General features: G+C 72.1%; 10 protein-coding genes. 4 read left to right on the plus strand and 6 right to left on the minus strand.

All coding sequences use genetic code 11. From position 1 onward, the window contains the following. The first annotated feature begins 4 nt into the window (after positions 1-4). Together dnaJ and AC5L36_RS24305 are read left to right on the plus strand one after the other, a co-directional pair. Entirely contained in the window at positions 5-1138 is a 1134-nt protein-coding gene (gene dnaJ, locus AC5L36_RS24300) for a molecular chaperone DnaJ (RefSeq protein WP_441220559.1), read from the plus strand. A 49-nt stretch (positions 1139-1187) separates the two neighbouring features. Beyond that, the gene (locus AC5L36_RS24305; RefSeq protein ID WP_441220278.1) at positions 1188-1901 is read left to right on the plus strand and encodes a 16S rRNA (uracil(1498)-N(3))-methyltransferase; all 714 of its coding nucleotides are present in this window, start codon (positions 1188-1190) and stop codon (positions 1899-1901) included. A 468-nt stretch (positions 1902-2369) separates the two neighbouring features. Here the strand turns inward: AC5L36_RS24305 and AC5L36_RS24310 are convergent, their stop codons facing one another. The 3 genes from AC5L36_RS24310 to AC5L36_RS24320 form a co-directional block, all read right to left on the minus strand. Continuing rightward, positions 2370-4793, minus strand: a complete 2424-nt coding sequence (locus tag AC5L36_RS24310) for a beta-glucosidase family protein (protein WP_441220279.1) — start codon at positions 4791-4793, stop codon at positions 2370-2372. Positions 4794-4858: 65 nt separating this feature from the next. Then, on the minus strand, positions 4859-5650 hold the full coding sequence (locus tag AC5L36_RS24315; protein WP_441220280.1) for a S1 family peptidase: 792 nt from the start codon (positions 5648-5650) through the stop codon (positions 4859-4861). Between the two features lie 113 nt (positions 5651-5763). Continuing rightward, positions 5764-6189 carry a MarR family winged helix-turn-helix transcriptional regulator gene (locus tag AC5L36_RS24320; protein WP_441220281.1) on the minus strand — a complete coding sequence of 142 codons (426 nt, stop codon included), beginning with the start codon at positions 6187-6189 and terminating at the stop codon, positions 5764-5766. 74 nt (positions 6190-6263) lie between these two features. Here AC5L36_RS24320 and AC5L36_RS24325 point away from each other — a divergent pair, with 74 nt between their 5' ends. Continuing rightward, a complete protein-coding gene (locus tag AC5L36_RS24325; RefSeq protein WP_441220282.1) occupies positions 6264-7106 on the plus strand; it encodes an NAD-dependent epimerase/dehydratase family protein in 843 nt (280 codons plus the stop codon). An 829-nt stretch (positions 7107-7935) separates the two neighbouring features. Beyond that, complete coding sequence (locus tag AC5L36_RS24330; protein WP_441220283.1) at positions 7936-8289, plus strand: HIT domain-containing protein; 354 nt, start codon at positions 7936-7938, stop codon at positions 8287-8289. Here AC5L36_RS24330 and AC5L36_RS24335 read toward each other — a convergent pair. Genes AC5L36_RS24335 through AC5L36_RS24345 form a run of 3 tightly spaced genes read right to left on the minus strand, consistent with a single transcriptional unit; the run spans position 8266 to position 12727 of the window. Further along, on the minus strand, positions 8266-10422 hold the full coding sequence (locus AC5L36_RS24335) for a glycoside hydrolase family 31 protein (RefSeq protein ID WP_441220284.1): 2157 nt from the start codon (positions 10420-10422) through the stop codon (positions 8266-8268). The two genes, AC5L36_RS24330 and AC5L36_RS24335, sit on opposite strands and share 24 nt — an antisense overlap. Then, on the minus strand, positions 10422-11462 hold the full coding sequence (locus AC5L36_RS24340; protein ID WP_441220285.1) for a glycoside hydrolase family 15 protein: 1041 nt from the start codon (positions 11460-11462) through the stop codon (positions 10422-10424). Before AC5L36_RS24340 ends, AC5L36_RS24335 begins: the two co-directional genes overlap by 1 nt. Further along, positions 11459-12727, minus strand: coding sequence for an ABC transporter substrate-binding protein (locus tag AC5L36_RS24345; RefSeq protein WP_441220286.1), 1269 nt, complete (start codon positions 12725-12727; stop codon positions 11459-11461). The genes AC5L36_RS24340 and AC5L36_RS24345 overlap by 4 nt, the downstream gene beginning before the upstream one ends. Between the last annotated feature and the right edge of the window lie 2 nt (positions 12728-12729).

The following is a 12729-nucleotide window of genomic DNA, read 5'->3' on the forward strand; positions in this document are numbered from 1 at the left end:
CGCAGTGGCCAAGGACTACTACGGGATTCTCGGCGTGAGCCGAGACGCATCCGACGACGAGATCAAGCGCGCCTACCGGAAGCTGGCCCGCCAGTACCATCCGGACGTCAACCCGGATCCGGATGCGCACGAGAAGTTCAAGGACATCAACGCCGCGTACGAGGTGCTTTCAGACGACCAAAAGCGGCAGATCGTCGACCTCGGCGGCGACCCTCTCGCCCCTGGTGGCGGTGGGCCGGGTGGTGGTCCCGGCGCGGGGCCATTCGTCGGATTCCAGGACATCATGGACGCGTTCTTCGGCACGGCTGCCGGGGCGCGCGGTCCGCGTTCGCGCACCCGGCCGGGTGCCGACGCGATCCTGCGGCTGGAGCTCGAGCTGACCGAGACCGCGTTCGGGGTGGAGGCGCCGATCACGGTGGACACCGCCGTGCTCTGCACCACGTGCTCCGGCGCCGGCACCGCCGCCGGCACCCACCTGGCCACGTGCGAGGCCTGCGGCGGGCGCGGCGAGGTGCAGTCGGTGCAGCGCACGTTCCTCGGCCAGGTCGTCTCGTCCCGGCCGTGCACCGTCTGCCAGGGCTACGGCACCGTGATCCCGCACCCCTGCGCCACCTGCGGCGGTGACGGCCGGGTCCGCACCCGCCGCTCGCTGACCGTGAAGATCCCGGCCGGCGTCGAAGACGGCATGCGCATTCGCCTGGCCCAGCAGGGCGAGGTCGGCCCCGGCGGCGGCACGGCCGGCGACCTCTACGTCGAGATCCACGAGCGCCCGCACGACGTGTACTCCCGCAAGGGCGACGACCTGCACTGCCGCGTCACCGTCCCGATGACCGCGGCGGCGCTCGGCACCCGCCTGACCATCAAGACGCTCGACAGCGAGGAGCAGCTCGATGTCAAGGCCGGCACCCAGCCCGGCGCGACGTTGCGGCTGCGCGCCCGCGGCGTGCCCCACCTGCGCGGCACCGGCCGGGGTGACCTCTTCGTCCACCTCGACGTACGCACGCCCACCAAGCTCGACCCGGAGCAGGAGCGCATCCTGCGCGAGTTCGCCAAGACCCGCGGCGAGGAGGTCGCCGAGCTCACCAAGCAGGGCGGCTTCTTCTCCCGGATGCGGGACGCCTTCAACGGCCACGCGTGAGTGAGCGGAGCTCGCCCGCGGCGGTGAGCGAGCGGTCGAAGGGGGCGGCGTGAGCCTCCCGCTCTTTCTGGTCGATGCGCTGCCCACCGGGTCGACCCACGTCCTCGACGGTCCGGAGGGACACCACGCGGCCACCGTCCAGCGGCTGCGGGTCGGTGAGGAGCTGCTGCTGGCCGACGGGCGGGGCGGCACGGCCACCGCGGTGGTCACCGCCGCCGGCCGCGGCACCCTCGATCTGCGGATCGTCAGCACCGGGTACGTGAAAGCACCCGACCCCCGGCTCGTGGTGATCCAGGGCATCGCCAAGGGCGAGCGCGGCGAGCTGGCCGTGCAAGCGATGACCGAGGCCGGCGTAGACGAGATCGTGCCCTGGGCGGCCTCCCGCTCGGTGGTCCAGTGGCGCGGCGACCGCGGCGACCGCGCCCGCGACCGCTGGGTGACCACGGCCCGCGAGGCCGCCAAGCAGGCCCGCCGCCCCTGGCTTCCACTCGTCGCGCCGGCGTCCACCACCCGCGAGGCGGCGGCCCGCGCCACGCTGGTGCTCCACGAGGAGGCCAAGGACCGCCTGACCACGGTCGACCTCCCACCCACCGGCGAGATCGCGCTGGTGGTGGGCCCGGAGGGCGGCATAGCGCCGGAGGAGCTGGCGACCTTCGAGGCAGCGGACGCAAGGCCGGTCCGCCTGGGCGACGCGGTGCTCCGCACGTCCACCGCCGGCGTGGCCGCCCTCGCCGTGCTCTCCGCCCGCCTCGGCCGCTGGTAGCCGGCTCCGCACCCTTGCTCCCACGGCCTCACCCTTCGCGGTTGGTTGTGGTTACTCCTTCTGGGGGAGACGGTTTGTCCACATTGTCTGTTGCTGGATCGGTGGTGAGGGCGAACTGCGGGCTTTCGCCGCCAGGAGTAACGGCCGTGAGGGTGTGAGCGGCGCGTGAGTTGAGATCTAGGGGAGATAGTGCGCTATTTCAACCCTGAGTCTCCTAGATCTCGAGGTCTCGAGCCCGGGGCTGGTGACGCTGCTACAGGATGTCGGGGGCCCGAGCGCGGCGGGAAGACTCCTTGGGGCTGGTCCCGCGGACCTGGCAGGGGACGGCCGGGGGTTTCGGCTCGCCCCGCGAGCCGCCGGCCGGGAGCGGTGCCCGCGGGAGCATACGGTCCGCCGCTGACGCGGACGCGGGCAAATCTGGTTCGAAGTGACGTCACGACGGGCGGCGACCCTGAATTCGAAAGCTCCCTAGATGCTGAGGGGCTCGGTGAGGCGGCGGTCGATGACGCTGTGTGCTGCCTCGACCGTGTAGGTGCCGGGCACCGTCTGCCAGCCGCCGTCCCACACCTGGAAGGCGCGATCGGGCAGGGGGATCCGTAGCGTGACCGCCTCGCCCGGCTCGGCCGCGGCCGTCGCGAAGCCGGCCAGCCAGCGGCGTGGCCGTGAAGCGTCCGGTGTGGAGGGTCCGATGTAGAGCTGGACCACCTCGCGGCCGGGGCGCGGGCCGGTGTTGCGTACGGTCACCACCGCCGCGCGGTCCTCGATGGACAGTGATTCGTAGGCCCACTCGGTGTAGCCGAGGCCGTGGCCGAACGGGAACAGCGGGTCGGCCGGGTCCGCGCGATAGCCCAGAAAGACGCCCTCGTCGTAGGCCAGGGCGCCGTCGGTCGGCGTGACCGGCAGCGCGTCGGCGTCGCGGCGGGGCCAGGTCGTGGGCAGGCGGCCGCCCGGCTCGGCCGCGCCGAGTAGCACGTCGGCCAGTGCGGCGCCGGCCTCCTGGCCGGGAAACCAGGTGAGCAGGATCGCGGCGACCTCGTCGGCCCACGGCATCAGGACGGGGGAGCCGGCGTTGACGACGACCACCGTGCGCGGGTTGGCGGCGGCGACGCGGGAGACGAGCTCGTCCTGCCGGCCGGGCAGTGCGAGCGTGGTGCGGTCGAAGCCCTCCGACTCGACCTCCTCGGTCGTGCCCACCACCACGACGGCGACGTCGGCCTCGGCTGCGGCGTTCGCCGCCTCGTCGAGCAGGGCGTCGGGGCCGGGGGACGGTGGTGCGTGGCCGATCGCGAACGACACGAAGCCCGGGTTGCCGCCACGCTGGGTGAGCACCACGTCGATCGCTTGGCCCGCGGTGAGTTCGAGCGGGAAGCGTCGCTCGCCCGCGCCGCGGAAGACGTCCGACTCGTCGTTGGCGCGGTAGACCGGGCCTTCGAAGAGGGTGTGGTCGCCGGCGGTCAGCACGAACTCGCCGAAGCCCACGATGGCCAGCTCGTGCGTGCCGCTCTCGGCCGGAGTGAGGCGTGCGGAGAGGGACAGCACCTCGATCTCGTCCGGATCGACGCCGGGGGGCGGGTCGCCCATCCAGCGCACGTACGCCGAGCGCAGCGGGGTGCGGTAGAGCTCGCGCCCACCGGCCGCGCGGAGGACACCGGTGATGTCGCTCCACTGTGGAGCGGCGGCGAACGGCACCCGCTGGCGGGGGTCGGCGCCCACCGCGTAGGTGACCGTGGCCGCGTTGAGCACAGCCGCGTAGGCCGAGCCTTCGCCGGGGACAGCCAGCGTGGGCTCACCGGCGAGCGCCGCGGTCAGCCCGTCGAGCGGTGAGACGACGCGGGCCGGCTGGACCAGCGCGCTCCCGCCGCCCTGTACCCGCGCGTCGGCGGCGAGCGCACCCGAGACGGCGACCGTGCGCAGGCGCGCCGGGTCGAGGGGGAGGAGGTCGCCCTCGTTGCGGACGAGCACGAACGAGCGGGCGGCGATCTCGCGGGCGACCGCCGCACCGTCGAGTGTGGAAGGCGGGACGACCGCGGGTGTGGCGCCGTCGAGGATGCCGACGCGGGCGGCGAGGCGAAGCACCCGGCGTACCTTGTCGTCGACCACCTCTTCCGGGACGGCGCCGGAGCGGACCGCGGCGACCAGTGCCTCGCCCCACGGGTCGCCGACCGCCGGCATCACCACGTCGAGCCCGCCGTTCGCCGCGGGTGCGGTGGTGCGGGCGGCGGTCCAGTCGGAGACGATGAAGCCGTCGAAGCCCCACTCCCGCTTGAGCACTCCGAGCTGGAGGTCGGCGTGCTCGGTCATGGTGCTGCCGTTGACCCCGTTGTAGGCGGCCATCACGCCCCACGCGCCGGCACCGACGATCCGCTCGAACGGCGCCAGGTAGAGCTCGCGCAGCGCCCGCTCGCCGACCCGTATGTCCACCGTGAACCGGTCGGTCTCCGCGTCGTTGGCCACGAAGTGCTTGACCGTCGTGCCCACGCCCTGCTCCTGCACGCCCGTCATGTACGCCGCGCCGATCTCGCCGGTCAGCAGCGGGTCTTCGGAGTAGCACTCGAAATGGCGGCCGCCGAGCGGGCTGCGGTGCAGGTTGACGGTCGGGGCGAGCAGCACGTGCACGCCCTTGCGGCGGGCCTCCTGCCCGAGCACCTGACCGGCGGTGCGGGCCAGGGCCGGATCCCACGTCGCCGCGAGCGCGGTGGGGCTGGGCAGGGCGACGGACGGGTCGTCGGGGCGCCACCCGATGCCGCGCAACCCGATCGGGCCGTCGGACATCACCAGCGAGCGCAGGCCGATCTCGGGGATGGCGGGGAGGGTCCAGAAATCCTTGCCGGACAGCAGCTTGACCTTGGTCTCGAGGTCCAGGGCCGCCAGCGCTTCCTCGATGACCGACATCGTTTGATCTTAGACGCGCGCGAGGCGCCCCGCAGTGGGGACGCCTCGCATTCGGGCGGTGGGGGTCAGCCGCCCAGGCTCGCCGCCGCCGACTGGATCCCGGAGGCGAACGTGCTCACCTCGGTGTAGACACCGGGGAAGTTGGGGCGGGCGCAGCCGTTGCCCCAGCTCGTGATGCCGACCTGGATCCACGCGTTGCTGGCGTCCCGGCGGAACATCGGGCCACCCGAGTCGCCCTGGCAGGTGTCCACGCCGCCGGCCGTGTACCCGGCGCAGATCTCTTCGGCCACGATGACGTCGCCGCCGTACATCGAGTCGCAGGTCGAGTCGCTGACGAACGGCACCTGCGCCTTCAGCAGGTACCGCGACTGCCCGCCGCCCTCACGGGTGGCGCCCCAGCCGGCGATGGTGAACGTGCCGCTGTTGTACGCGGTGCTCGTCGCGATCGGCAGCGTGGCCAGGCCGGTGACCGGGCTGGCGAGCCGGATCAGCGCCCAGTCGTCGCCGTTGCCGTTGTAGCCGGGTGCCCGGTAGACGTAGTTCGAGCGCACCTGGATGCGGCCCGAGGTCGACTGTAGGTCGACGACGCCGAGCGTCGCCGTGATGCTTGTGTTGGTGCCCGTCCGGCCCACGCAGTGCGCGGCGGTCAGCACCAGGCGCGGGCTGTAGAGCGCCCCGCCACAGCCCATCGACAGCCGGACCATGAACGGGAACTCGCCCTGCGCGGCACGCGTGCCACCCACGACGAACGGCGTCACGTCGGCCGCGGCGGCCGGTGCCACCGGTGCGGCGACGGTGAAGCCGCCAACCGCCAGTGCCGCAGCGAACGCCCCCACGACTTTGCGCCAGCGAACCATAGGATCCTCCCCACACGGATGGCGCACCTCGTGAGCGCGCACATGTCACGGATGTCGGGAGCGTACGGATCGTGATTTACGAATGGCAATGAGTCGATGCCATCCCAGCTACGTCATACCGTCGGGGTCGTGAGGTTTGCCCGGACCTCGTTCAGGTATCCGATGAAGCGCTCACGGTCGGCCTCGTCCAATGTGTGCAGTGCCTTTTCGGTGAGCTTTGCCACCTCGGCGGCCATGATGTCCTTGAGCTCGCGGCCCCGGTCGGTGAGGCGGAGCTGGACCAGCCGGGCGTCGGTGGGGTGCGGCTCGCGGCGCAGGATGCCGGCGGCCTCCAGTCGGGTGGCGGTGCGGGTGACGGTGGGCACGGCGAGGCCCAGTCGCTTGGCCAGCTCGCCCGGGGTGAGGCCGTCTTCGGCCCACAGCTCGTAGAGGAGGAACTGCTGGCCGGCCCGCACGCCGTGCCGCTGGTAGGCCTCCTCGGAGGCGGCGCCGATTGCCCGCTTCGCCGCCCAGAACGCGGCCTGGAACTCACCGCCCACCCTTGCCCCACAGTCATTAGCCGGCTAACGTATTATCATTGTCTGGCTAATGATACCTACGGAGGGAGAGGGTCGTGCGCACCCTCATCACCGGGCCCACCGGACGGGTGGGCAGCCGCTACGTGCGGCGCCAGCTCGACCTGCATCGGCCGGTGCGGGTGCTGGTGCGGACCGAGGCCCAGGTCACCCCCTGGTGGAACGGCGGGGCCGAGGTCGTCGTCGGCGACCTGCGTGAGCCGGAGACGTCCCGGCTGGCGGTCGAGGGCGTCGACACGGTGGTGCACATCGCGGCGGCGTTCCGGGGCGTGCCCGACGACGAGGCCTACGCGGTCAACCGCGATGCCACCATCGCGCTGGCCCGAGCCGCGCTCGACGCCGGTGTGCGCCGGTTCGTCTTCGTCAGCACCAATCTCGTGTACGGCCCGGGACGCGGCCGGCCGTGCGACGAGCGCGACGAGCCCCGGCCGGCGGGCGCCTACCCGACCGGCAAGGCGGCCGCCGAGGTGGAGCTGCTCCGGATGCACCGCGAGCAGGGCCTGCCGGTGCGCGTCGCCCGGCTCGCGTTCGTGTACGGCGACGGCGACCCGCACCTGGCCGAGTCGCTGATGTGGGCCCGCCGCTGGCCCCCGCACCAGCGGCTGCACCTGGTGCACCACGCCGACGTGGCGCAGGCCCTCGATCGCATCCTCGCGGCCGAGGGAGTCGACGGGCAGATCTTCAACGTGGCCGACGACGCGCCGGTGACCGCGCTGGAGCTGCTCCGGGCCAACAAGGAGGAGCCGGACCCGGCGGCCGCCGACCGCCCGCTCGACGATCCGTGGGTGGGCATCGTCGACACCTGCCGCATCCGCACCGAGCTGGGCTACCGCCCGCTCTACCCGACCCTCTTCGTCGCCCAGGCCGCCGGCGCGCTCTAGGGAGCTAGGGTCGCCGCCTGCCGGGACGTTACTTCCAGGGCAGATTTTGCCCACGCCCGCGTCAGCTGTAGACCGTATGCTCCCGCGGGCACCGCTCCCGGCCGGCGGCTCGCAGACCGAGCCGAAACCCCCGGCCGTCCACTGCCAGGCCCGCGGTGCAAGCCCTCGGGCAAGACCATGCTCGGCGGCTGGCCCCCGGCTGAGCCACTGATCTGACTTTCGCACAAGACCTGGACCCACACATCAAGGAACCCAGCCACGGCGGGCTCCCCGGCACAGCAGATCTTGGTACGAATTGGCCCCCAGAGGGGCACCTTCATACCAAGATCTACCCCCTCGCCGGCAGCGAAGGTCGGCGAGCCCCGGCGAGCCGCCGACCGCAGCGGTGCCCGCGGGGAGTAAGCGGCCCGCAACTGACACGGACGGGGCAAACTGAGTTTCGAGACCGCAGCGACCTTGGCTCCGAAGGGTCTCTGGAGGCCTTTCGGATTCGGGGGTTTCGCCATCGCCCGGCCGGCGGCGCGTCGACTGAGCCGACACACCCGGGGGCACCGATCCGACAAGGGTTCGCGCCGTGGGCTTGCACCGCGGGCCTCGCAGCGTGGGTCGGGGACCTCGGCGAGCGCCAGCTCGCCGCCGACCGGCGCGGTCTCCGGCGGGAGCGGCGGTCCGCAGCTGACACGGACCCGGGCGAACTCAAGCTCGAGGAACACGACGGCGGCGTCACCCCTGATCCCGGAAGATCTCAAGTGTGGCGGCCAAAACGTTGGCCGGCTTGGTCGGCCCGGGTGAGCGGCGGGCCGAAGGCCGCCGCACTAGCATTCAGCGGATGACCACCACAGACTGCCTGTTTTGCAAGATCGTCGCGGGCGACATCCCCGCCGCCAAGGTGCACGAGACGGCGACGACGTTCGCGTTTCGGGACATCGGGCCGAAGGCGGCCGTGCACGTGTTGGTGATCCCGAAGGCGCACCACGCCGACGTCGCCGCGCTCGCCAACGCGGACCCGGCGCTCGCCGGCGAGGTGCTGACCGCGGCCGCCGCCGTGGCCGAGGCCGAAGGGCTGCTCGACGGCGGCTTTCGGGTCATCTTCAACACCGGGCCGTACGCCGGCCAGGAAGTCTTCCACGTGCACGCGCACGTGCTCGGCGGCGAGCCGCTAGGCCCGATGATCTCCAAATAGGTAGACCGGGATCTCGTCGAGCGGCACCGGCCGGTCCACAGTGACCGGTCCGGTGTGGTGCTCGCCGGTGAAGTAGTCCACCCACTTACCCGCCGGCAGGTACACCGGCCACGTCGTGGCACCGGGTGAGGTGACCGGCGCGACGAGCAGATCGTCGCCGAGGCGGTACTGGAGCGGAAAGTCCCACACCCGCTCGTCGCCCGGGTGGTCGAAGAAGAGCGGCCGCATCAGGGGACGTCCACTCTCGACGGACACTCGCGCCTGCTGGACAAGGTACGGCACGAGGTCGTCGCGGAGCTTGGCGAACCGGCGGTACACCGCCAGCACGCTCGCGTCTCCGGTCCGCGCGGCGATGTTCCACGGCGTGCGGTCGCGCGATGGCACGCGGTGGTGGTTGAACTCCGAGTGGTACTGCATCAGCGGCGCGAAGCAGGCCGCGGCCGCCGACCGCAGGTAGAGCTCGGCGTCCGGGATCTCGCCGGAGAAGCCGCCGAGGTCCCAGCCCCAGAAGAAGATGCCGCCGACACCCGCGGTCAGCCCGGCCGTGATGGAGGCGCGGAAGCCCTCCCATGTGGAGTCTTCGTCGCCGGCCCAGTGCGTGGGAAACGCCGCCGACCCGGTGAACCCGGCCCGGCTGAACGTGACGGGCGCGAGCTCGTGGTAGGCGGCGGCGTACCGCACGGCGTACAGGTTGTTGGCCGCGTCGCCCCGGGAGCCGTCGAAGTAGCGCAGGTCGTGACCCCACGGATGCTCTCCACCATCCGTCTTGAACCCGTCGATCCCGAGGTCCTCGACGAGATAGCGGCGCTTGTCCAGCCACCACCGGCGGGCGTCCGGGTTGGTCCAGTCGGGCAGCAGCGCGCCGGGAAACCACCAGCCGCGGTTGTGGTGGGCGGAGCCGTCGGCCTCGCGGACCGCGTAGCCGCGCTCCTCCATCGTGGACAGATCCGCCGCCACCTGCCCGGTGGAGCCCCGATCGACGGGCACGAGCGGGATCTGCCACAGCAGCACCTTGACGCCGGCCGCGTGCAGCTCGTCGACCATCGCCTTGGGGTCGGGCCAGGCGCCGTCGGGTGGGAAGTCGAAGTCGGCCAGCCGGTGCGGCGCGCCGTCCGGGTGCACCTCGTACTTGGCGTCGCGGAACGCGACGAACGTCTCCTCGTCGCTCCACGCCTCGATGACCACGGCGCCCACCGGCACGTCCTCGGCTAGGCTGCGGCGCACCTCGGCCAGCACGCGCTCCTGGGTGTTCCACTCGTTGCCGCTCATCCACGGCCGGAACACCCACTCCGGCGGCAGGCTCGGCCGTCCCGTGTCGGCGAGAAACGCGCTCACCACATCGGACGGTGTGCCGGCGTAAAAGCGCAGCGGCAGCACCGGGTCGATCGGGTCGATCTCCGCCTCGACCAGCAGCCGGTCGGGAGCGGTGGCGCCGACGTCGTACCAGGTGCGGCGGCTCGTCGCGACGTGGAACCCCCAGCATCCCTCGGCGCCGACGACGAGCGCGAACGGCATCGGCAGGTAGGTGCGGTGCCCCTGCCGCTTGTACTGCTCGAAGACGGTGGCGTCGAGGATCTCGCCGCGCTGGTCGAGGCCGTGAAACCGCTCGCCGAAGCCGACCACGTGCGCGCCCGGCGCCAGCGCCAGGGCGAACCGCACCCGTCGCGGCCCCTCGCTCCCCACCAGCCATTCCACATCGGACACCGCGCCTGGCCCGGTTACGTCGAGCCGCCCGCCGTCGCGGCGCCAGTCCAGCGGCCTTACCTCGAACGGGCCCACCGTCGTGGTCCCACCGCTGATCGTGTACGAGTCGTCGCCGCTCGCCACCGCGCGGGCGATCCATACGGCGTCGCCTCCGGTGGCCGGAGCCGCCGCCGCGGCATCCGCGAGATGACCACCCGCGCTACGGGCGGGCGGTGCCGGCCGCGCCCCGAAGTCGAGGGTCAGCGTCGCGGGATCGACCCGCTCGGCTTTTGCGATCTTGCCACTCGCAAAGGACACCTCCACCGCGTCGACGTCGGGCGAGGCGAGCACGCGAATCTCGTATTCGTCGCCGGCCGAGGGCCGGGCCGGCACCCGCTGGTCGAGGTCGTACCGGTACGGGTGCTCGGTACCGAAGGGACGATGGCGCATCACAGGACTCCCAGTTCGACGGCGAGCGTCACGTACATGGCGTGCGACCACAGCAGGGGAGTGGCCACCGGCCCCCACCGCGCGGTCCACTCCGCGATGAACTCCGGCCGCTGGGTCGCCCCGCTCACCTGCTCCGGCAGGTGACCCTCCGGTGTGGCCTGAGCGGCGACCCAGTCCAGCCTGGACAGTGCCAGGTCACGGCGGCCCGTGCGTGCCTCGTGCCAGCCGAGCCAGGCGGTCAGGATGAGCCACTCGCCGCCGCCGTAGAACGTGTCGCCGAGGTACCGGTACACGCCGCCGCGCAGCAGGTCGCTCACCACCCGCTGGTACGTGCGCTCGGCGGCCGGCCCGGCCGGGTCGACCACTTCGAACGGTGTCAGGCAGGCCAGCAGGCTGCCGTCCACCGCCGTGCTGCCCACCCACTTGCTCAGGTGGCCGCCGGCCGGGATGAGCGCGTCGACCGCCGGGCTGGCGGCCCCGGCGGCGCGGAGCCCCGCCGAGACCGCACCGAGCGTGGCGACGTGCCGGTGCTCGGCGTGCTCCTCCCACCAGTCGTAGCAGGGCCGGTCGCCGAACGCGACCAGGTAGTCCACAGTAGACTTGATCGCGCCGGCGTAGGGCTCCACCGACCGCCCGTGCCGCGCCGCGTGCGCGTGCAGCGCCCACAGCCACGTGCCGTACCCGTCGAGCTGGAAGTCCCACCACGGCTCGTCGCCGTCGCCGCCCTCCAGCGTGTATCGGGTCGGCAGCATGCGCTCGACCGGCGCCGCCTCGCCCAGCGCCACGAGCTCCGCGATCCGGCCGGACCGGGCCTCGATGACCCCCGCGCACCACGCGAAGAACGCCTCGGCGCTCTCCGGCCGGCCCGCCCGGCTCATCGCGTCGGCGATGAACGCCCCGTCCCGCAACCAGCAGTACCGGTAGACGGGATAGGTCGGGCAGGCCGGGTACGCCCCGGACGGGTGCTGGTGCGCGGCGATCAGCGCGACGCTGGACTCGGCGAGCGTGCGCAGGTCGGCGCGGCGGGCGGTGTCGGTCACAGCAGCGCGTCCACCGACTTGGCGGCCTCGTCGAGAGCCTCCTGCGCGGTCGCCTGCCCGGACGCCGCCTTCTCCAGCGCCTCGGTCACGATGTCCTGCATCTTGGCCTGCTGGGTGTCGACGACCGGCGGCAGCGCGATCGCGTCCAGCGCGTCGAAGACCGCCTTCCGGTTCGCCGGCGGGGTCTGCTTCAGATACGTGTCGAACGCGGCCTGGTCGTTGACCGCCGGAAGCTCCCAGTTGGAGGCGAGCCGGGTCTGCACCGTCGTCTGCGAGGTGGACAGGAAGCGGGCCCACTTCCACGCCGCGGCGCCCTTGGACGTCTTGGCCGACACGGCGGTCGCGTTCATGAAGACCGCGTTCGCCTTGGCCGTGTTGCCCGGCTCGGTGACGACGTCGTAGTCGAGGCCGGCGCCGGCCAGCCCGGCGAACTGCCAGATCCCGTTGTGCCACATGGCGAGCTTGCCCGACTTGAAGAGCGCCGTGTCGTAGTCGGCCTTGCCACCGATCTCCGCCACGGTCGGCTGCACCGTGCCCGGCTTGCCCAGCAGCCAGTTGGCCGCTTCAAGGCCCTTGGCGTCGTTGAATGTCGCCTTCTTGCCGTCGGCGGAGAAGAACGAGCCGCCGGCCTGGGCCAGCGCCTTGTAGAACTCGTGGAACGTCACCGGCTGGTAGTCGCCGTAGACGCCCTTGGCCTTGTCGGTCAGCTTCTCCGCCGCCGCCTTCTCGTCGGCCCAGGTCCAGTCGGCGGTCGGGTACGCCACGCCGGCGGCGTCGAAGAGCTTCTTGTTGTAGAAGAGCACGACGTCGGAGAACGTCGTCGGCACCGCGTACTGCTTGCCGTCGTGCTTGAACGCCTCCAGCGCCTTCGGGTAGACCCGCGCCGGGTCGTAGCCGTCGTCCTGGCCGGCGAGCTTGTCGAGGTTGAGCAGCGCGCCCGAGCGGGCGTACGTCACGAAGTTCTCGTAGTTGAGCTCGAACGTGTCCGGCGCGCTCCCGCCCGCGATCGCGGTCTGTAGCTTGGTGAAGTAGTCGTCGTAGGCCGCGGTCTGCACCTGCACCGTGATGCCGGGGTTCTGCTTCTCGAACTCGGCCTTGATGGTGTCGAGGTCCTTGAGGTGGTCGGGGGCGGCGGAGAAGGTGAAGTACGTGACCGTGCCCGTGGCGCCGCTGTCGCCCGAGTCGCCGGAGTCGCCGCCGTCGCCGCACGCGGCGAGCAGACCCGCCGCCGCGACGAGCGCCGCGACCTTCCTGAACGTGCCCATTG

The organism is Phytohabitans sp. LZ39 (genome assembly GCF_059359075.1).

Coding starts and splice junctions, on each gene's coding strand:
- AC5L36_RS24310 (WP_441220279.1), bottom strand. CDS start 4,793: ATGTCGGTCATCGAGGAAGCGCTGGCGGCCCTGGACCTCGAGACCAAG.
- AC5L36_RS24315 (WP_441220280.1), bottom strand. CDS start 5,650: ATGGTTCGCTGGCGCAAAGTCGTGGGGGCGTTCGCTGCGGCACTGGCG.
- AC5L36_RS24330 (WP_441220283.1), top strand. CDS start 7,936: ATGACCACCACAGACTGCCTGTTTTGCAAGATCGTCGCGGGCGACATC.
- AC5L36_RS24335 (WP_441220284.1), bottom strand. CDS start 10,422: ATGCGCCATCGTCCCTTCGGTACCGAGCACCCGTACCGGTACGACCTC.
- AC5L36_RS24345 (WP_441220286.1), bottom strand. CDS start 12,727: ATGGGCACGTTCAGGAAGGTCGCGGCGCTCGTCGCGGCGGCGGGTCTG.